The sequence below is a fragment of the Bacillus cereus group sp. RP29 genome (genome assembly GCF_040459765.1).
Taxonomy (GTDB): domain Bacteria; phylum Bacillota; class Bacilli; order Bacillales; family Bacillaceae_G; genus Bacillus_A; species Bacillus_A paranthracis.
In genome coordinates this window covers 4,532,619-4,550,885 of record NZ_JARVHN010000001.1, presented here as the reverse complement: position 1 = coordinate 4,550,885, position 18,267 = coordinate 4,532,619, and the positions used below count along the sequence as shown (strand labels likewise).

Below are 18,267 nucleotides of genomic sequence, written 5' to 3'. Positions count from 1 at the left end.
AACTATTGTACTTTGCTGAATATAATACAGTACAGATAGGGGGCGGTTACATTATGAAAAGTGAATTTGCGTTTAAAGTTTTCTTAGTAACGACCTGTTTATTTATCGTGTATTTGTATGCTTTTCTCGTCTTTTCGTTTTATGTTCCATACGTTGATTTAATATTGTTCTTCGGATTTATTTGGGCGTTTGTTAAGGCAAGGGAAGGGGAGAAAAGTATATATCGGCGTATTACGTTATGCGGGACAGCCGTTCTCGTTATTTTGTACTTTTTTATTATGCATGATTTTTGGAGGGGAATGTAAAAAAGCATACGATTAGTCGTATGCTTTTTATGTTTAATATTTTGGCTTAAATGTATGACAACAAGTCTCTACACTTGTTGCTACAGAACTTTCTAGCGTCTCGTTCGTTAAAACAGCACTTGTATACGATTCATTTTCAGTTTGACCAGTTTCATCCGCATCTGGCTGAACGATAATCGCACTTGCTTGACAAAAGTTACCTTGTCCCCAAAATGAACAATTGGAAACAGAGCATCTTACTTCTGGCATAAAACCCCCTCCTTATACATTAGTTTGGAATTTTACGTCCATTTCATGTGTAGAAGGAGTTTCCTTTTCTCGTTATTTTTTCGTTTGTTCAAACCATTCTTTAAACTTTTCTTTTGATTGTTCTCCGCTAATACGGCTTACTTCTTTACCATCTTTAAAATGAATAATCGTTGGCGTTCCTTTAATATCGTACTTATCCCAAGGCTCGTTTAAATTTTCAATATCAATTACTTTCATATCAACATTTAAATCTTTCGCTAAAGGTACAACAATAGGAGAGACCTTTTGACAATGAACGCAAGAGGTTTGATAAAAGTAAATCGTTTGTTCTTTTTTATCTTCTATATTTTTATTGAGATCTTCAAGAGAAATTTTATTTGAGTAGTAACCTTTTTCATCTGTCGATGCGTTTTTCTTTTCCATTTGAGTTACAGCAAAGATTGCCGCAAATAAGACGATAATAATACCGCCAAATATAAGCATTTTTTTCATTCTTTCATCTCCTTATTTGTTTTTGATGACAATAAAGCTACAAACAGCGATTGTAATAAAGCCGATAAGTGCTAAAAACGGGATTGTCACAAAGCCGAACCAGTTTATGTATTCTCCCGTACATGGTACACGGCCGCAAGCTGCCCCTGCAGCCGAAAATGCTGCGACTTTTTGAATTGCATAGTGATATAAAGAAATACAAGCACCAATACTTGCAATCGGTAAAGAATAACTTGCGATGCGATAATCTTTTTTTACTACAGCGATACCGAGCCATAAAACGAATGGATACATGAAAATGCGTTGATACCAACAAAGGACACAAGGCTCAAATTTCATGATTTCGGAAAAGTATAGACTTCCTAGTGTAGCAATAAACGAAGCTCCCCACGCGGTAAATAAAGCATATTCTTGCTTTTTTTCTCGTCCCATATTTTATACCTCTCTTATAATAGTTACATACTAAATTATAGTATGAAGTGGTACAGAAAAGAAAGAAAAAATATGTTTATCAATAAAAGTTTTATACGGGGAAACTTTTATTGATATGAACATTTTAAAAAAGCGCTATTCTCCAGAAGAGAATAGCGCTATAGTTTACATTTGAATTTGCTCTACTTCTTCTATATGTGACTTTTGGGATGCGTGGTCAATATATTGAAATAGGAGCTGCAACTGTTTATCAACTTCTGGCAGTTCTTTACTGTATTGATAAGCGTGTAAAAAATGCTCAATACGCTTAGAAAATAATTGATCGTTCGTTTGAACCATGAGAACGAGTAATTTATCCCAATTACAGCAATACGTGTAATAGAGAGCTTTATCATAGTCGTTATATGTTTGCACTGTGTACCCTCCTTACCGAGAGTTATATATAGTGTGTGATAAGTAAGGAGAAATACACTTGAAAGAATTTGTTAAGAAAAAAAGTGAATGAAAAAAACGAGGTATGTCCTCGTTTTTTAAGCTTTTGGCATTGGCGTAGGTGTTGGTTTGCCATAGCCTTCTTTGTATTTATTATCGATATAGTTACGAATTTCAAGCGTTGATTTTCCTTTTTGTTTCATCGAAGCAGATTCAACTGCGATTTCTAGGCAATTGACGCAAGTCGTTGCATGAGAATCCCAAACAACTTCACCATTCTTTTTAATTTCACGAATAAAACAATTTTTATTATTTTTATGTCCTACACTTTCACCGCAACCGCAGTAACATGGAATCCAATCTAATAGTTCTGCATTTTGTCCAGCGACAGTGTAGATATCTTTCATTTGTGGATCAAGCTTGTCTAGGAAGGTAGGAAGTGTGTCGACTCCTTTTGTTTTCTCTTGAATGTCAGCTTGCTGAGTGTGCGATGCGTGGTCGTGCTCTTCTTTTGATTCAGATGATTTTTTTTCATTTGTACTAGTAGCTCCGCATCCAGCAAGAATTAAACTCAGTACTGCAAGTAAAGAAAATACATATTTCTTCATACGCTTGTCCCCTTTACAAATGTATTAATCAAATTGTATCAGAGATTACGGTGTGTCGGGTGAAGATTTTTTTGACCGATTTTTGAAATGCCATCGCACTGAATGGAATAGAAATAAAATTGGGATATAAGCGTATACAATATATAAGCCAGCTTGAGATAGTACTGTATTTAATGTGTTGATACTTTCACGGTTTGTGAAAAATAAGGATGAAATAAATATGACTGAGATAAAAAGTGGCAATGTAATTTTAAATGGTATGTGAAAAGATTTTTTACTAATGCAACAAGAAGACCAAATGGTTAAACAAAGATTAGGTAAAATAATAAGATACCATAGGAAAATAATAATGTACTCAAACCTTTGGATAAAAGGAACTTTAATGATTTTTAGCATCGTTAATGTTGGCCAAATGGTATGATGTAGTTGCCCTGGGCTATAGTACATAAGGGAAACGATGGCTAGTATTACGTATAGAATTGTTGTAAAAATAATACCACCATGTGCCCATTTGTTTAACGATTTTCCTTTTTTAATAAATGGATAAAAAACAAGGATTGCTTCAAATCCAAGAAATTCTAATGCAGATGCTTTGGTTGCAGTTAGAATTTCTAAAGGTGAATGATTTAGAATTGGGAAAATGTTACGGACATGCGCATATTTCATTGGAAAAACTAAGAATAACAGGACGAAAATCGGTATAATAACGCCCCAAAAACAAATTCCAGTTACAGAACGAAAGCCGCCTCTAATTATGTAATAGGCTACAAGTAAAAATAGGAAAGTTAATTTCCACGGTTTAATTGTAGGAAAGACCCAAACTTGAATAACTTCAATATACGTACGAAGAACAGTAAGACAAAATAATAAAAGGTATGCGGCAAAGCATACGGAAAAAATTTTCCCAATCCATTTTCCGAAACATGTCGTATGAATATTCATTAAATCATTATCTTTTTCTAACATTTTAAGCATACAAAATAAAACGATATGAGTTGCAATACCAGCGATAATAAGAGAAATCCAAGCATCATAACCGGCAAATTGCGCAATAATCCTTTGGTATCCTAACACTCCTACTCCAATTTGAAGGGAGTGTAATAGAAGGAATGTGAAATAAGGGGAAACAGTATGTGTTTTATCTTGTCCAGGCCATGATAGCACCTCACTATTCTCCGATACCAGATTGTACGACATTAATTTTCACATGAACAGCAATGTCTACGTTAGGATACATATCTTGAATTTGTTTCATGCTCCATTTTCTTGAATGACTACGAATTTCTTCACGTATTCCTATTGGATCGATTTTATTTTCTTGGAATTGTTTTATTAATTCGTTTAAATCCTTTTCAAGCATTTTTTCTATATGTCTTTTTACGTAAGTTACATTTTTACTCTTTGATAAATCCAGCCATCTGGGAGCATTTTTTACGAGTCCATTTAACTTTAAGTGTATGTTAACTTTCGGAATATCACCGTTTGGCGAAAGAGAGCACTCACTATTTCCAGATAAGTTTTGAGTAGCAATTACTCCTTTATGTTTACCTTGACGTATTGGAACTTCGTAACGCCCATTTTTCGTTGGATTAATGAGTAATTTAAATAAAAAAGACCTTTTCCTGTCTGTATACATAGCCACTTTATCCTTTTTTAAAAAAGCGAGCCCTTTAATGGAAGCAGATTTGTCTTCTGATACTTGAATGTAAGGAAGAAATGCATCGCATCCAGATGAATAGAAGTTATATAAAAAAATATTTAAAGCTGTCCGAGGGATTGTCTCGTTTTTTATATTTTGTTCCAGTAATTCAGATAGATATAGCGATCCATTTGTTTTCACATGTTTAAGTAATTCTTCTGTTGAACCATCCACAAGTGCTAGTTGTACATCACGGCCAATGTTAGGATCACGTTGTAAGTTGTTAATAACATCTCCAAGTCCATGTTCACCAAATGCTTTTCCGAATAGGACAACACGCATTTGCCCCACAGCGATTGTATGTGGTGATTTTGCGTTTAAAAGGGAAGAGATTGTTTCAATTGTACCTGCATGAGTGGATTGAGTTTCTGGTTTAGATTGTACGCCTTTTGTGTAATCCGGATATAAAATTGTTCCGCGAAATTTTTTGTTTTTTGTTATATCGAATCCACCTACGTGAATCATTCGCTGTGTATCAACTATATGAGCTTCTGTACAACCAGATTGGAAAATTAAAATGATAATGAAAAAGCATAAAAAAATATTTTTCATTTTTCCTCACCGTCACGTTTTTCTTTCGCTTTGTTTGGATCATAGCGCCATTTCTTTTTGGGCTTTAAAAAAGAAGCTCGTCCCGCAGTTTGACTAAATGGAAGACGAAGGAGTCCTTCAGCTGTACCTAAACCGCGAAATGGGTATAAAGGTAATAAATAAGGTGATCCAAGTGATTTTAAGCGAATTAAATGAGCCAATATGAATACAAATCCGACGATAAGACCTACACCTCCAAATGCTCCGGCTAAAATAATAAGAGGGAAGCGTAATATCCGGATAGTAGAAGACATTTTTACTGTCGGTGTTGTAAAAGAAGCTAGTGCAGACAGCGCAACAGCAATTAGTAAGATGGTGCTCGTTAAAGCAGCCTCAACTGATGCTTGCCCAATTACAATACCACCAACAATACCAATCGTTTGACCAACTTTAGTCGGTAAACGCGCCCCAGCTTCGCGCAGTAATTCGATTGTGATTTCTAAAAAAAGTGCCTCCAAAACAGGTGGAAATGGTACGTTGGCTCTGGAATAAATAATAGGGCCGAGTAAATCTGCTGGAATCATTTGATAGTGATACGTTAATACAGCTGTATAAATAGCTGATGAAAATAGAGAGAATGCCGCTCCAAAAAAGCGAACTAATCTAAGAAATGACCCTGCCATCCATGGTAAATAATAGTCTTCTGGAGAGACGAAAAAATCGAGTAATGTTGCTGGTCCAGCTAATGCATATGGTGAACCGTCTGTTAAAATGACAATTCCTCCGTTTAGTAATGCATAAACAGAACGATCTAAACGCTCTGTAGGTAGTAAAACAGGGAATGGAGAGTTACTATTATCACTAATGAATTGTTCAATCATAGTTGCATCAAAAGGGTAATCAAAATCAATATCTTGTAGACGTTGCGTTGCGGTGTTAATATGCTGTTCATTTGTAATGCCTTCGATGTAAGCAACTACGATTTTGGTTTTTGACATAGAACCAACGCTAACTTCTTTGAAGATTAATTGCTCGGTTACGATATTTCGGCGTAATAAATGTATATTTATATCAACATTTTCAACAAAACCAACTTTAGGGCCAATAACACTATATTCATTTTCCGTGTCATTTACTAAACGAGTTCCTAAAACGGTACTCTCGGCGCGTAGAAGTGCATACGCTGCTTGCCCTGAACCTTTTTTTAGTTGTAATAATACGTATCCACCTAATAATTTCTCACGAATATCATCAATGGACGGATTGATGAGGATGTCTTCAATAGATACGACATTTAAGATGTCATCAATATGTTGAATCTCCTCTAATTTATTTTTTATAGGTGCTAAAATGAATCGCTTAATAATAAGTGATTCTACTGTAGATTTATAATAAAACAAACATAATGTCCCATCTTCTATAATGTTATAAGAAGAAAAGTCGCTTGATTTTTTCATCGTATGGATAAAATCTGGAATAGAACAGAAGGTTTGTTTTTTCTTTTTAGATGATAAACGAAACATTTTCCCACCCCCTAACATATATCATTTACTTGTGTTAGTTTTTGGGAAAGGCGGGAATTTATACTTAAAAATTGAAAGTTCATAAAGAAAAGGAAGAGTATTGAAAAACTCTTCCTTTTTGGCATATTAATTTGTTTTCTTTTCCTTAATAGACTTCACTAATTTAATCATTTCTGCTCGTATATCTTCTTTTTTTACATTTAATTTTTCTGCAATTTGTTTCATATCCATTCCGTCTTTTTTCATTTTTAGTACATCATCAAGGGGAGTATTACTTTTTTGAGAGATGATTGTTAATACCGTGAGCTGACGTAATCCGATATTATATTCTTTCATTTTTTGTTTTAGCCCGTCTGGTGTAGATTTTTGCATATTTGCTAATTCTTGCAGTAGTGCCTTTTTCGTTTCTTTATTCATATGATGCTTTTTTAACTTACTTGGGTCTACCCCGAAATGCTCTGCTGTTTTCTCCCAAGAATTATTTTGCTTATAGTAAGCTAAAACGTCTTTAATTTCTTTTTTACTCATTTTTGCAATGTGGGCAGCTTTCCAAATTTCATGTTTGTTATAGCCGAGTTTTTCGAGCGACTGCATTTCTTCTTCTGAAATTGGTTTATGATGATGCAATGTGACTTCTTTTGGCGTAGCAGCGAAAGTGGGGAAGACGGTTGCACCGAATAATAATGCTGCCATAGTCATACTTACTGCGATTTTTTTGTACATGTAAACTCCTCCTAGATGGATAATGTGAAAAACTGTACACATATCATTTCCATAAAATGTGAAATACTTGTGAACAAATCAAGTTTTTTTATTCACAGTATGAACTGAAGTTTTTGGAAGTTTTCCAACATAAAACATTGATTAATAGTAAAAAACTAAGGTATAATCGAAATTGAAAATCAATATCAACAATAAACGTATACATATAGATAAAAATAAGGGAGAGAAAAATATGACTACATATACTTCCATCGCAAATGTGATTAAAGAAAGACGTTCTGTTCGTACATTTACAGATAAAGCAGTAGACAAAGAGTTATTAATTGAACTATTAAACGACGCAACGTGGGCACCGAATCATAAACATCGTGAACCATGGAATTGTAAATTATACATTGGAGAAGGTCGTCAGAAATTAGTAGACGCAGTATTAAACTCTTTCACAGAAGAAGAAAGAGCGAAACGCGGTAAAATTTTATCGGATCGTTTCTTAAGCACGCCAGCACAAATTGTTGTTTACATAAATGAAGATCCACGTCAAATTCAACGTGACGAAGATTACGCTGCAACATGTGCATTTATGCAAAACTTCCAACTTCTTGCTTGGGAACGCGGTTTAGGTTGTGTTTGGAAATCAGGTGGATTAAACTACAATCCATTATTTATAGAAGGACTTGGTTTAACTAGAGGTCAACGCATCGTTGGAATTCTTCACCTTGGCTATTTCGATAAAGCACCAGAAGGAAAAGCGCGAGCGCCGATTACGGAGAAGATGGAGATTATTGAAGGTTAATAGATGAGACATTCTCGTTTTTATGAGGGTGTCTTTTTATTATGCAATCAATCCTCATGAAAGCTTGTTCTCAATCATACACTTTCTTAAGGGAAAGTGTAAGGAGGGAAAATAATGAGAGCAAGTGACGATAAAGCACTGCAATATGCAATTGCGGAAATTACGGAAATTGCGACTGGATTTGGGCTTGATTTTTATCCGATGCGTTATGAAATATGTCCAGCGGAAATTATTTATACATTTGGTGCATATGGGATGCCAACACGGTTTTCACATTGGAGTTTTGGAAAACAGTTTTTCAGAATGAAATTACAATACGATTTAGGTCTTAGTAAAATATACGAACTCGTTATTAACTCTGATCCATGTTATGCCTTTTTATTAGATACGAACTCGTTAATTCAAAATAAATTAATCGTAGCGCACGTGTTAGCGCACTGTGACTTCTTTAAAAATAATATTCGTTTTTCAAATACGAAGCGAGATATGGTAGAAAGTATGTCAGCGACAGCTGAACGGGTGAAAGCATATGAGCATAAGTACGGAAAAGAAGAGGTAGAAACATTTTTAGATGCCGTACTTGCCATTCAAGAGCATATTGATCCGTCGCTTATGCGTCCAAAACTTGCGTGGAGTATTGATGATTTAGAAGAGGAAGAAGTAGAAAAGAAAAAGGTATCGCAATACGATGATTTATGGAATTTAGATGATCGCAATAAAAAGAGGGAACGCTCCAATGTTCGTAAAAAGAAGAAAATCCCACCACAACCAGAGAAAGACTTACTCCTCTTTATTGAAGAATATAGCCGTGAGCTAGAAGATTGGCAGCGGGACATATTAACGATGATGCGTGAGGAAATGTTATATTTCTGGCCGCAGCTTGAAACGAAAATTATGAATGAAGGCTGGGCATCCTTCTGGCATCAACGCATACTTCGCGAAATGGACTTAACATCTGATGAAGCAATCGAATTTGCAAAATTAAATGCAGGTGTCGTTCAGCCATCAAAAACGAGTATTAACCCATACTACCTCGGTATTAAAATGTTTGAAGATATAGAGGAGCGCTACAATAACCCGACAGAAGAAATGAAACGACGCGATGTAAAACCAGGATCTGGTCGAGACAAAATCTTTGAAGTACGCGAAATCGAATGGGACGTATCGTTTTTAAGAAACTACTTAAATAAAGATCTCGTAATGAGAGAAGATATGTACTTATTTCAGCGCCAAGGAAAAGAATATAAAGTAATAGATAAAGAGTGGGAACATGTACGTGATCAACTCGTAAATATGCGAACAAATGGCGGCTTCCCGTACTTAGTAGTAGAAGACGGGGACTACTTAAAGAACGGAGAATTGTATATTAAGCATAGTTACGAAGGAATCGAGCTCGATTTAAAATACTTAGAAAAGGTATTACCATATCTTCATCAGCTGTGGGGAAGAACGGTGCATATGGAGTCGATTGTGGAGAGTAAGGGTGTTGTGTTTTCTTATGATGGGAAGATGGTGCATCGGAAGTATGTGTGAGGGGAAGAACGGACATAGGATGCTATGTTCGTTCTTTTTTTATTTGGAACAAGGTCAAATATGCTATTCTTGAAAAAAGGGAGTTACATAGAGAAATGGAGTGATTCAAATGAGCAAAATAGGGGTATGCAAGGTGGATATTACGCCGCCTGTTGGCATTGATTTTGTTGGATACCATAGAGAGACAGGAATAAATAATGTTGAAGAGCGTATTTATGGGACGGTTTTTGTATTTGAAAAAGATGAAATGAAAACTGTGTTTATAAGTATTGATAATATTGGAATGTTAGTAGAAGATACGAATATGATTCGTGAGCGAGTAGCAAGTAGGCTTCATGTTCCATTTGAGCGAATAACAGTTGTTTATACACATACACATTCTGGTCCAGAAACTGTTGGTGAGCAACCTTTAGTAAGGTCGTATAAAACGATTTTAGTAAATAATGTGGTGCAAGGTGCTGTTACTGCGAATAACAACTTGAAGCGATGTGAAGTTGGCTGGGGTGTTACGACAGGTGATATTGGAGTAAACCGAAGAGAGAGAACATCTGATGGAAGAGCGAAGATGGGAACAAATATAGAGGGTGTTGTAGATAAACGAATTGGTATGTTAGCAATAAAAGATGCTGAAACGAAGGAATTAACAGGGATTATAGTATTTTGTACGGCCCATCCGAATGTTTTAAAAGGTGATAGTGATGCATTATCAGCAGACTATCCGGGGATGACAAGAGAGATTCTTGAGAAGATCGTAAACTGTCCTGTTATGATTGTTCAAGGTGCTGCTGGTAATGTGAATGCGAAGTATCGAGGTTCTAAGGAAGCATTAACACAAATGGCTTACACGCTTAGTGGACATGTATTAACGATGTTACCGACAGTTACATATAGCCCAATTGTAAATGTAAGAACGATTTCGAGTATGGTGCAAATGAAGTTGAAGAATATCCCTGAAATTGATGAGATACGAAGCATGGCTTGGTTAGCTGAGAAGCAGTGGGGCGTGAATACGGATGAATGGCTTACTATCGTTTTAGAGAAATATAAGCAAGGTATTCGGCATTTAACTATTGATTTAGAAGTGCAACTGTTTCAAGTGAATGATGGTATGTTTTCAGGTATACCGATGGAACCTTTTTCGGAAACGGCATTAGAAGTGAAAGAGAATCTTCAAAATGAATTGGCTTTCTTTGGTGGATATATGAACGGATATATTGGTTACTTGCCGACAAAGGAAGAAATTTCATATGGTGGTTATGAAGTGGAATTAAGCCCTGTTGTGTATGGGCCGGTTACAAATTTATTGATGCCACCGGAGGAAAATACAGCAGATGTAATCGTACAGAAAGTTATAGAACTATACGTAAAAGAACTTGGAGATATCTAAGTTCTTTTTTATTTGTTTCAAATTTGTGAAAGAAAGACATATTGATTGAAATTAACTTTTTTATAATTTATTATATACCCATACAGGTATAGGTTTTGTGTGGGGTTTGAGAAAATTAAATACTATGGAGGTTTAAAATATGTCCAGAAAAATAGTTGTAGTAGGCGGAGTTGCCGGTGGGGCCTCAGTAGCTGCAAGGCTTCGTCGTTTAAGTGAGGAAGATGAAATTATTATGGTTGAACGCGGTGAATACATTTCATTCGCAAACTGTGGATTGCCATATTATATTGGCAGTGTCATTACAGAAAGACAAAAATTATTAGTACAAACTGTTGAAAGAATGTCGAAGCGTTTTAATTTAGATATACGTGTATTGAGTGAAGTAGTAAAGATTAATAAAGAAGAGAAAACAATTACGATAAAGAATGTAACGACAAATGAAACATATAGCGAGGAATATGATGTGTTAATTCTTTCACCAGGGGCGAAACCAATTGTTCCATCTATCCCGGGTATTGAAGAAGCGAAGGCGTTGTTTACGTTACGGAATGTACCTGATACAGATCGTATTAAAGCATACGTTGATGAGCAGAAACCACGTCATGCGACGGTGATTGGTGGCGGATTTATTGGAGTGGAAATGGTTGAGAATTTAAGAGAACGTGGGATTGAGGTTACTCTTGTAGAGATGGCAAATCAAGTGATGCCACCAATCGATTATGAAATGGCGGCATATGTGCATGAGCATCTTCAAAAACACGATGTTGAGCTCGTTTTTGAAGATGGTGTAGATGCGTTAGAAGAGAATGGGACTGTTGTACGTTTAAAAAGTGGCTCAATTATAGAGACAGATATGATTATTTTAGCAATTGGTGTACAACCAGAGAGTAGTTTAGCGAAGGATGCAGGATTAGCATTAGGAGTTAGAGGGACGATAAAAGTAAATGAGAAATTTCAAACGTCTGACCCACATATATATGCAATTGGTGATGCGATTGAAGTGAAAGATTTTGTTACTGAAACAGAAACGATGATTCCGTTAGCGTGGCCGGCTAATCGTCAAGGTCGTATGTTAGCAGATATTATTCATGGTCATACAGATTCTGTATATAAAGGTACACTCGGAACTTCTGTAGCTAAAGTTTTTGATTTAACAGTTGCTTCGACGGGAGTAAATGAGAAAATATTAAAACGATTAAATATACCCTATGAGGTAGTGCATGTACAGGCAAATTCGCATGCGGGATACTACCCGAATGCTACGCCAGTGCTAATAAAATTAATTTTTAATAAAGATAGTGGGAAAATTTACGGAGCACAGGCTCTAGGACGTGACGGTGTAGATAAGCGTATGGATGTTATCGCAACGGCAATAAAAGCAAATTTAACTGTACTTGATTTGCCAGATTTAGAATTATCATATGCCCCGCCATATTCTTCTGCAAAAGACCCTGTAAACATGGTAGGGTATGCAGCAAGTAATATAGTAGATGGTTTTGTGGACACAGTACAATGGCATGAAATAGATCGTATTGTTGAAAATGGTGGATATCTTATTGATGTTCGAGAGCCTAATGAATTAAAACAAGGAATGATTAAAGGCGCTGTTAATATTCCGTTAGATGAATTACGTGATCGTTTGAATGAAGTGCCAGTGGATAAAGATATATATATTACGTGTCAACTCGGTATGAGAGGATATGTTGCAGCGCGCATGTTAATGGAAAAAGGATATAAGGTAAAGAATGTAGATGGTGGTTTTAAATTGTATGGAACAGTATTACCAGAACGTATTGTATATTGATATTTTTTCATCTTCCACTTCAAAATTTGGTGGAAGATGAAAGCCTATAGATGAAGGTTTCGCTTTGTATTTTGTGAATGTATAAGGTAAAAGTTTAAAATAGGGGTTTACAAAATACCCTACAGGGTATAATATATTGTCATAAGCTATAAATGGTGACATAATGGTAATGAGGTGATTATACAATGGAATATAATCAAGACATGAAAAATAGATTAAAACGTATTGAAGGGCAAGTTCGTGGTGTGCTTCGTATGATGGAAGAAGGAAAAGATTGCCGAGAGGTTATTACACAGTTAACGGCATCTCGTTCTGCACTTGATCGTACAATTGGACTTGTTGTTGGAACGAATTTAGAGCAATGCTTGCGTGAACAGTTTGAAAGTGGTAATGGTTCAAATGAAGAGTTAATTAAAGAAGCTGTTCAATTACTTGTAAAAAGCCGATAATCTGTCAAACGTAAGTGTTGACAGATTTTCAAAAACATTTTAATATACCCCTACAGGTATATGTATATAAGTTATGGAGGAATCACTATGAGTATAAAAGTGGATATGAGTTTAGATTGTAAAGGGTTAGCTTGTCCGATGCCGATTGTGAAAACGAAGAAGGCGATAGAAGGATTGGCATCAGGACAAGTGATTGAAATTAAGGCAACAGATAAAGGATCTACAGTAGATATACAAAGCTGGGCAAATAAAGTAGGGCATCAATATATCGGGACGAAACAAGAGGGCGATGTTTTGATGCATTACATTAGGAAAGCACATGAGCATGAAGTGAACGAAGTAGCAAAGTATCCTCATACAATTACGAATACGGAGTTGGAAGAGATATTATTAAGCGATGAAGAGTGTATTGTATTAGATGTTCGAGAAGCAGCGGAATTCGCTTTTGGTCATATTCCATCGGCCATTTCGGTGCCGTTAGGAGAGTTAGACAGTGCAGTTTTAGATCAGACGAAACAAATTTATGTTGTTTGCCGAACTGGTAACCGTAGTGATGTAGCTTGCCATATGTTGAAAGAGAAAGGTTATGAAAATGTGAAAAATGTCATTCCAGGTATGTTAGAGTGGCAAGGGAATATAAAGAATTAAAATTTTTTTAAATGTAAATATACCATAGGGGGTAAAAAGATGAGTGTTAAATCATTACAAGCAAAAGATGTTGCAGAGAAAGTTTTATTCGGAGAGTTGTTTATTTTAGATGTTCGTAATGAGAAGGATTATGAAGATTGGAAAATTGAAGGAAAACAAGTTTCTTCTATTAATAAACCTTATTTTGATTTGTTAGATGGTGTAGATCATATTGTAAGTGAATTACCTAAAGATAAAGATGTTTTAGTAGTATGTGCAAAAGAAGGGTCTTCTATATTTGTGGCAGAGCAGTTAACAGAGGCTGGATTAGAAAATATTTATTATTTAGCTGGTGGTATGAAGGCATGGAGTGAATATGTAAAGCCTGTAAAAGTTGGAGATTTAAAAAATGGCGGAAGTATGTATCAGTTTAACCGTCTTGGAAAAGGCTGTTTATCTTATATGGTCGTTTCAAACGGTGAAGCAGCAGTTATTGATGCAGTAAGAACAGTTGAAGCGTATGAAGAATTTGCGAAAGAGCATGCTGTTACGATTACGAATGTAATGGATACACATTTACATGCAGACCATATTTCTGGAGGACGTAAGTTAGCGGAAAAAGTAGGTGGTACGTATTGGTTACCGCCAAAAGATGCGGAGGAAGTTGTTTTCTCATACGAACCGCTTGTTGAAGGATCTGTTATTACGGTGGGGGGTACTAAAATTGAAATTGACGCATTATACTCACCAGGGCATACGATTGGAAGTACGTCATTTATTGTAGATGATTCCTATTTATTATCAGGCGATATTTTATTTGTAGATTCAATCGGGCGTCCAGATCTTGCTGGGAAAGCTGAAGATTGGGTAAGTGATTTACGTAATACTTTGTATAGCCGATATAAAGAACTATCTCAAAGTTTAATTGTGTTACCGGCTCATTATTCAAAAATAAGTGAAATGGACGAAAGTGGTATTGTTAGTGCAAAATTAAAAGATTTATTTGAGCATAATGCAGGTTTAAATATTGAGGATGAGGGAGAGTTCCGTAAAGTTGTAACAGAGAATTTACCACCTCAACCGAATGCATATCAAGAAATTCGTCAAACAAATATGGGACAATTAAATCCAAATGAAGACGAAGAGCGTGAAATGGAGATTGGCCCAAACCGTTGTGCTGTTCATAATTAATTCGGTTTCAAATGAAATAAAAACAGGAGGTATATGAAATGAATGCCAAGCAAGTATTAGATGTAAAAGGATTAGCATGTCCAATGCCAATTGTAAAAACAAAGAAGGCAATGGAAGCATTACAATCAGGAGAAGTGTTAGAAGTACACGTAACAGATAAAGGTGCGATTAAAGATATTCCAGCATGGTCACAAACAAGTGGTCATGAAGTGTTAAAGCATACAGAAGAAGACGGCGAATTAAAGTTCTGGATTAAGAAGGCTTAATGATAAAAACAGGAGGTATATGAAATGAATGCCAAGCAAGTATTAGATGTAAAAGGATTAGCGTGTCCAATGCCAATTGTAAAAACAAAGAAGGCAATGGAAGCATTACAATCAGGAGAAGTGTTAGAAGTACACGTAACAGATAAAGGTGCGATTAAAGATATTCCAGCATGGTCACAAACAGGCGGTCATGAAGTGTTAAAACACACGGAAGAAGATGGTGAATTAAAGTTCTGGATCAAGAAAGCATAGCATTTCAATAATAGGCGGAGGAGCAAATCATCTGCTTATTATTGAAAGTAAAGAGGATAATCATATATGTTCTATATAGTTATACCCCTAATAGTATTGGTGCTGGGAAGTTTAGTAAAACGTTACATTCCCGTTTTAAATGTTGCATATATTTCGTTAGAACAAGTAAGGAAAATTGAAAGTGTTATTGTAGATGTACGAAATTATACAGAGAGCGACAGTGATAACAATTCTAGAATTATGTGTATACCATATGCGTATTTAAAACGGTATTATCATGAAATACCAAATAAGCCTTTGCATCTTATTGTTCATAATAAAGTGGATCGGAATTTAAGTATACGCTTTTTAAGAAAGAAGGGGTTCCATATTCAAAGCTATAGTATGTATTTGGATAGGAAAAAAGTATAGAAGGAGTTTGAATAGCTTTATGGATGTGAAGACAATATTGAATATAATCTTAATTGTACTTGTATCGTGGTTTATTATTTCTCGATTCTTACCAGCTAGAGGAGTAAAAAACATTTCAGGAAAAGAATTAAAACGTATGATGGGACAAAATAATAAACAATTTATTGATGTGCGAACAGCTGGTGAGTATAGAGGGAACAATATTAAAGGGTTTCGGAATATCCCATTAAATGAACTAGCTAATAAGGCGCAACAATTAGATAAACAGAAAGAAGTTATTGTTCTTTGTCAAAGTGGAATGAGAAGTAAGCAGGCTGCAAAAGTATTAAAAAAATTAGGATTTCAGCACGTTATCAATGTTTCAGGCGGTATGAATGGTTTGTGAGGAGGAAATGTAAAATGAAAGAAATGACAGCAAAAGAATTAGAAGAAAAATTGGTACGTAAAGAAGCAGTAAATATCGTAGATGTACGTGAAGTAGAAGAAGTAGCTGAAGGGAAAATTCCAGAAGCGTGTAACATTCCACTAGGATTATTGGAGTTTCGTATGCATGAGTTGGATAAAAAGAAAGAGTATATTATCGTTTGTCGTTCTGGCGGAAGAAGTGCACGAGCTGTTCAATTTTTAGAGAGCTACGGTTTTCAAGCAATCAATATGGTAGGTGGTATGTTAGCGTGGGAAGGTAAAGTAGAATAGGGCGAAACAATTTTTTATAAAAATAAAAATACACCTATAGGTAATTGGAGGGAAAACAACATGGAACAACAGAAGAAAACAACAATCGTTTTATTTAGCGGAGATTATGATAAAGCGATGGCTGCTTATATTATTGCAAATGGTGCAGCGGCGTATGATCAAGAGGTAACTATTTTTCATACTTTCTGGGGATTAAATGCTTTAAGGAAAGATGAACATGTAGAGGTAAAGAAAACTTTCATAGAAAAAATGTTTGGAAAGATGATGCCACGCGGCGCTGATAAGATGGGATTATCTAAAATGAATTTTGCTGGTATGGGACCAAAGATGATTAAAGGTATTATGAAAAAACATAATGCGATGCCGTTACCAGATTTAATTGATTTGGCGAAAGAACAGGGGATTAAACTTGTAGCTTGTCAAATGACAGTAGATTTATTAGGGTTAAAAGAGGAAGAGATTATGGAAGGGGTAGAGTTTGCAGGAGTAGGAGCTTATTTAGCAGATGCTTCGGATGGGAATGTAAACTTATTCATTTAAATCACCTTCTTTTTAGAAGGCGGGGGATATAAGGTGAGTTTAGTCGTATTACTTTTTATAATTGGGTTTATAGGATCGTTTATATCAGGAATGGTTGGAATTGGCGGTGCGATTATTAATTATCCGATGATCTTATACATTCCGGTATTGCTAGGATTTACTGGCTATACTGCACATGAAGTGAGTGGTATTACAGCGGTGCAAGTATTCTTTGCAACTTTTGCAGGGGCATGGGCTTATCGGAAAAGTAATGATATGGATAAAACGCTCGTTGTGTATATGGGAGCTAGTATATTAATAGGAAGTTTCATAGGTAGTTTTGGTGCTAATGCATTGGAGGAACATACGGTCAATGTTGTTTATGCAGCGTTAGCAACAATTGCTGCTATTATGATGTTCGTACCGAAACGAAATAATGGTGATGAAGTGAAATATAATAAATGGTTAGCAAGCTTGTTGGCCTTTATTGTAGGCGGAGCATCAGGCATTATAGGTGCTGGAGGCTCGTTCCTTTTAGTTCCGATTATGCTAGTTATTTTAAAATTGCCGATACGTACAACGATAGCAACATCTATCGCTATTACGTTTATTTCTTCAGTAGGGATTACAACTGGAAAAGTAATAACTGGACAAGTAGTTGTAATTCCAGCTCTTATTATTGCGATTGCAAGTATCTTTGCAGCGCCGCTTGGAGCGCGAGTAGGGAAAAAGATCAATCAAAAAGCACTGCAATATATGTTATCGATTTTGATTGTAGGTACAGCTATTAAGATGTGGATTGATATGATATTGAAATAAAAGGATGGCGCTGCTTGCAGCCCATCCTTTTATTTATGCCCAAATCACTTTCATTAAGTTTTTATATTCGTCATTTGCTAATTTATATAGCATTCTCGTATGTTCAAAGACAAGTGCTGGATTAAAGTTTGGCTCTGAGAATGCAAGAGATGTTGAAATATCAATTGCATTTTGCTTGTTTAATGTGAATTTTGCAAATCGATAAGATGTATTTAATTCATTAATGGTATGTAAAACATCATTTGTTGCTGCTTCATTAGGTACGTGAGCAACATTGAAGCAGTATATATCTACAGTAGGATGTTCGTTTTGGAAAGCAGCGATAAGTTGAATTTTTGCGCCAGCTTCTGTCTCTAATCCTACTGAAAAATGAACAGAACCATCATTTTCATCTATATTTTCTTCCATGTATATATCGTTTGACTTTAAGTAGTCTTTAAAATCTGAGATGTTATGTTTTACTGCAGCTTTCATATGTATGAGCCCCCTGATAATTGGAATAGATTGCTACTATTTATTATAATTT

The 18,267-nt window shown here is 35.5% G+C and carries 25 protein-coding genes; 15 read left to right on the top strand and 10 right to left on the bottom strand.

Annotated features, from left to right (window positions below; genetic code table 11):
- Positions 1–53 precede the first annotated feature (53 nt).
- Positions 54–305: a hypothetical protein gene (locus tag QCI47_RS24175; protein ID WP_000834195.1), complete on the top strand. Its 252-nt coding sequence runs from the start codon at positions 54–56 to the stop codon at positions 303–305.
- A 33-nt stretch (positions 306–338) separates the two neighbouring features.
- On the opposite strand, the gene QCI47_RS24170 is transcribed toward QCI47_RS24175, so the two are convergent.
- The 9 genes from QCI47_RS24170 to QCI47_RS24130 form a co-directional block, all read right to left on the bottom strand.
- Positions 339–554: a DUF1540 domain-containing protein gene (locus QCI47_RS24170; protein ID WP_001115486.1), complete on the bottom strand. Its 216-nt coding sequence runs from the start codon at positions 552–554 to the stop codon at positions 339–341.
- A 72-nt stretch (positions 555–626) separates the two neighbouring features.
- Positions 627–1,046, bottom strand: a complete 420-nt coding sequence (locus QCI47_RS24165) for a thioredoxin family protein (RefSeq protein ID WP_000738457.1) — start codon at positions 1,044–1,046, stop codon at positions 627–629.
- A 12-nt stretch (positions 1,047–1,058) separates the two neighbouring features.
- Positions 1,059–1,478, bottom strand: a complete 420-nt coding sequence (locus QCI47_RS24160) for a disulfide formation protein C (RefSeq protein ID WP_000532258.1) — start codon at positions 1,476–1,478, stop codon at positions 1,059–1,061.
- A 165-nt stretch (positions 1,479–1,643) separates the two neighbouring features.
- Entirely contained in the window at positions 1,644–1,892 is a 249-nt protein-coding gene (locus QCI47_RS24155; RefSeq protein WP_001195458.1) for a YhdB family protein, read from the bottom strand.
- Between the two features lie 116 nt (positions 1,893–2,008).
- Positions 2,009–2,518, bottom strand: a complete 510-nt coding sequence (locus tag QCI47_RS24150; RefSeq protein ID WP_000761019.1) for a PCYCGC domain-containing protein — start codon at positions 2,516–2,518, stop codon at positions 2,009–2,011.
- A gap of 45 nt (positions 2,519–2,563) precedes the next feature.
- Complete coding sequence (locus QCI47_RS24145) at positions 2,564–3,682, bottom strand: GerAB/ArcD/ProY family transporter (protein WP_353811970.1); 1,119 nt, start codon at positions 3,680–3,682, stop codon at positions 2,564–2,566.
- Positions 3,683–3,686: 4 nt separating this feature from the next.
- Positions 3,687–4,769: a spore germination protein GerYC gene (gerYC, locus tag QCI47_RS24140; RefSeq protein WP_071741532.1), complete on the bottom strand. Its 1,083-nt coding sequence runs from the start codon at positions 4,767–4,769 to the stop codon at positions 3,687–3,689.
- On the bottom strand, positions 4,766–6,271 hold the full coding sequence (gene gerYA, locus QCI47_RS24135) for a spore germination protein GerYA (RefSeq protein WP_353811968.1): 1,506 nt from the start codon (positions 6,269–6,271) through the stop codon (positions 4,766–4,768). The genes gerYC and gerYA overlap by 4 nt, the downstream gene beginning before the upstream one ends.
- A 126-nt stretch (positions 6,272–6,397) precedes the next feature.
- Entirely contained in the window at positions 6,398–6,994 is a 597-nt protein-coding gene (locus QCI47_RS24130; RefSeq protein ID WP_048558018.1) for a hypothetical protein, read from the bottom strand.
- A gap of 232 nt (positions 6,995–7,226) precedes the next feature.
- Here QCI47_RS24130 and QCI47_RS24125 point away from each other — a divergent pair, with 232 nt between their 5' ends.
- The 14 genes from QCI47_RS24125 (at position 7,227) to QCI47_RS24060 (ending at position 17,741) form a co-directional block, all read left to right on the top strand.
- Complete coding sequence (locus tag QCI47_RS24125; protein WP_000214809.1) at positions 7,227–7,787, top strand: nitroreductase family protein; 561 nt, start codon at positions 7,227–7,229, stop codon at positions 7,785–7,787.
- Between the two features lie 114 nt (positions 7,788–7,901).
- Positions 7,902–9,320: a stage V sporulation protein SpoVR gene (gene spoVR, locus QCI47_RS24120; protein ID WP_309422837.1), complete on the top strand. Its 1,419-nt coding sequence runs from the start codon at positions 7,902–7,904 to the stop codon at positions 9,318–9,320.
- Between the two features lie 109 nt (positions 9,321–9,429).
- Positions 9,430–10,707: a neutral/alkaline non-lysosomal ceramidase N-terminal domain-containing protein gene (locus QCI47_RS24115; protein WP_309422836.1), complete on the top strand. Its 1,278-nt coding sequence runs from the start codon at positions 9,430–9,432 to the stop codon at positions 10,705–10,707.
- A gap of 139 nt (positions 10,708–10,846) precedes the next feature.
- Positions 10,847–12,511: a CoA-disulfide reductase gene (gene cdr / locus QCI47_RS24110; protein ID WP_353811967.1), complete on the top strand. Its 1,665-nt coding sequence runs from the start codon at positions 10,847–10,849 to the stop codon at positions 12,509–12,511.
- Positions 12,512–12,696: 185 nt separating this feature from the next.
- Positions 12,697–12,960: a metal-sensitive transcriptional regulator gene (locus tag QCI47_RS24105; RefSeq protein ID WP_000456206.1), complete on the top strand. Its 264-nt coding sequence runs from the start codon at positions 12,697–12,699 to the stop codon at positions 12,958–12,960.
- A gap of 87 nt (positions 12,961–13,047) precedes the next feature.
- Positions 13,048–13,608 carry a sulfurtransferase TusA family protein gene (locus QCI47_RS24100; RefSeq protein WP_000023963.1) on the top strand — a complete coding sequence of 187 codons (561 nt, stop codon included), beginning with the start codon at positions 13,048–13,050 and terminating at the stop codon, positions 13,606–13,608.
- Between the two features lie 39 nt (positions 13,609–13,647).
- Positions 13,648–14,778, top strand: a complete 1,131-nt coding sequence (locus tag QCI47_RS24095; RefSeq protein ID WP_074540841.1) for an MBL fold metallo-hydrolase — start codon at positions 13,648–13,650, stop codon at positions 14,776–14,778.
- Positions 14,779–14,816: 38 nt separating this feature from the next.
- Entirely contained in the window at positions 14,817–15,044 is a 228-nt protein-coding gene (locus QCI47_RS24090) for a sulfurtransferase TusA family protein (RefSeq protein WP_071741529.1), read from the top strand.
- Between the two features lie 24 nt (positions 15,045–15,068).
- The gene (locus tag QCI47_RS24085; protein ID WP_000992269.1) at positions 15,069–15,296 is read left to right on the top strand and encodes a sulfurtransferase TusA family protein; all 228 of its coding nucleotides are present in this window, start codon (positions 15,069–15,071) and stop codon (positions 15,294–15,296) included.
- Between the two features lie 66 nt (positions 15,297–15,362).
- Complete coding sequence (locus QCI47_RS24080; protein ID WP_000499413.1) at positions 15,363–15,707, top strand: hypothetical protein; 345 nt, start codon at positions 15,363–15,365, stop codon at positions 15,705–15,707.
- A 19-nt stretch (positions 15,708–15,726) separates the two neighbouring features.
- Positions 15,727–16,092, top strand: coding sequence for a rhodanese-like domain-containing protein (locus tag QCI47_RS24075; RefSeq protein ID WP_000382692.1), 366 nt, complete (start codon positions 15,727–15,729; stop codon positions 16,090–16,092).
- Positions 16,093–16,106: 14 nt separating this feature from the next.
- Positions 16,107–16,403: a rhodanese-like domain-containing protein gene (locus QCI47_RS24070; RefSeq protein WP_000661803.1), complete on the top strand. Its 297-nt coding sequence runs from the start codon at positions 16,107–16,109 to the stop codon at positions 16,401–16,403.
- A 60-nt stretch (positions 16,404–16,463) separates the two neighbouring features.
- Positions 16,464–16,943: a DsrE/DsrF/DrsH-like family protein gene (locus QCI47_RS24065; protein ID WP_000437719.1), complete on the top strand. Its 480-nt coding sequence runs from the start codon at positions 16,464–16,466 to the stop codon at positions 16,941–16,943.
- Positions 16,944–16,976: 33 nt separating this feature from the next.
- Positions 16,977–17,741 (top strand): sulfite exporter TauE/SafE family protein, encoded by a 765-nt coding sequence (locus tag QCI47_RS24060; RefSeq protein ID WP_000060727.1) that lies wholly within the window; start codon positions 16,977–16,979, stop codon positions 17,739–17,741.
- Between the two features lie 33 nt (positions 17,742–17,774).
- On the opposite strand, the gene QCI47_RS24055 is transcribed toward QCI47_RS24060, so the two are convergent.
- Entirely contained in the window at positions 17,775–18,215 is a 441-nt protein-coding gene (locus QCI47_RS24055) for a YbjN domain-containing protein (RefSeq protein ID WP_000642365.1), read from the bottom strand.
- Positions 18,216–18,267: the final 52 nt, after the last annotated feature.

What these genes read in the sequence shown, in the direction of transcription:
- QCI47_RS24175 (WP_000834195.1), top strand. Translation starts at nt 54, where the DNA reads ATGAAAAGTGAATTTGCGTTTAAAGTTTTCTTAGTAACGACCTGTTTA.
- QCI47_RS24170 (WP_001115486.1), bottom strand. Translation starts at nt 554, where the DNA reads ATGCCAGAAGTAAGATGCTCTGTTTCCAATTGTTCATTTTGGGGACAA.
- QCI47_RS24165 (WP_000738457.1), bottom strand. Translation starts at nt 1,046, where the DNA reads ATGAAAAAAATGCTTATATTTGGCGGTATTATTATCGTCTTATTTGCG.
- QCI47_RS24160 (WP_000532258.1), bottom strand. Translation starts at nt 1,478, where the DNA reads ATGGGACGAGAAAAAAAGCAAGAATATGCTTTATTTACCGCGTGGGGA.
- QCI47_RS24150 (WP_000761019.1), bottom strand. Translation starts at nt 2,518, where the DNA reads ATGAAGAAATATGTATTTTCTTTACTTGCAGTACTGAGTTTAATTCTT.
- gerYC (WP_071741532.1), bottom strand. Translation starts at nt 4,769, where the DNA reads ATGAAAAATATTTTTTTATGCTTTTTCATTATCATTTTAATTTTCCAA.
- gerYA (WP_353811968.1), bottom strand. Translation starts at nt 6,271, where the DNA reads ATGTTTCGTTTATCATCTAAAAAGAAAAAACAAACCTTCTGTTCTATT.
- QCI47_RS24130 (WP_048558018.1), bottom strand. Translation starts at nt 6,994, where the DNA reads ATGTACAAAAAAATCGCAGTAAGTATGACTATGGCAGCATTATTATTC.
- QCI47_RS24125 (WP_000214809.1), top strand. Translation starts at nt 7,227, where the DNA reads ATGACTACATATACTTCCATCGCAAATGTGATTAAAGAAAGACGTTCT.
- spoVR (WP_309422837.1), top strand. Translation starts at nt 7,902, where the DNA reads ATGAGAGCAAGTGACGATAAAGCACTGCAATATGCAATTGCGGAAATT.
- QCI47_RS24115 (WP_309422836.1), top strand. Translation starts at nt 9,430, where the DNA reads ATGAGCAAAATAGGGGTATGCAAGGTGGATATTACGCCGCCTGTTGGC.
- cdr (WP_353811967.1), top strand. Translation starts at nt 10,847, where the DNA reads ATGTCCAGAAAAATAGTTGTAGTAGGCGGAGTTGCCGGTGGGGCCTCA.
- QCI47_RS24105 (WP_000456206.1), top strand. Translation starts at nt 12,697, where the DNA reads ATGGAATATAATCAAGACATGAAAAATAGATTAAAACGTATTGAAGGG.
- QCI47_RS24100 (WP_000023963.1), top strand. Translation starts at nt 13,048, where the DNA reads ATGAGTATAAAAGTGGATATGAGTTTAGATTGTAAAGGGTTAGCTTGT.
- QCI47_RS24095 (WP_074540841.1), top strand. Translation starts at nt 13,648, where the DNA reads ATGAGTGTTAAATCATTACAAGCAAAAGATGTTGCAGAGAAAGTTTTA.
- QCI47_RS24090 (WP_071741529.1), top strand. Translation starts at nt 14,817, where the DNA reads ATGAATGCCAAGCAAGTATTAGATGTAAAAGGATTAGCATGTCCAATG.
- QCI47_RS24085 (WP_000992269.1), top strand. Translation starts at nt 15,069, where the DNA reads ATGAATGCCAAGCAAGTATTAGATGTAAAAGGATTAGCGTGTCCAATG.
- QCI47_RS24080 (WP_000499413.1), top strand. Translation starts at nt 15,363, where the DNA reads ATGTTCTATATAGTTATACCCCTAATAGTATTGGTGCTGGGAAGTTTA.
- QCI47_RS24075 (WP_000382692.1), top strand. Translation starts at nt 15,727, where the DNA reads ATGGATGTGAAGACAATATTGAATATAATCTTAATTGTACTTGTATCG.
- QCI47_RS24070 (WP_000661803.1), top strand. Translation starts at nt 16,107, where the DNA reads ATGAAAGAAATGACAGCAAAAGAATTAGAAGAAAAATTGGTACGTAAA.
- QCI47_RS24065 (WP_000437719.1), top strand. Translation starts at nt 16,464, where the DNA reads ATGGAACAACAGAAGAAAACAACAATCGTTTTATTTAGCGGAGATTAT.
- QCI47_RS24055 (WP_000642365.1), bottom strand. Translation starts at nt 18,215, where the DNA reads ATGAAAGCTGCAGTAAAACATAACATCTCAGATTTTAAAGACTACTTA.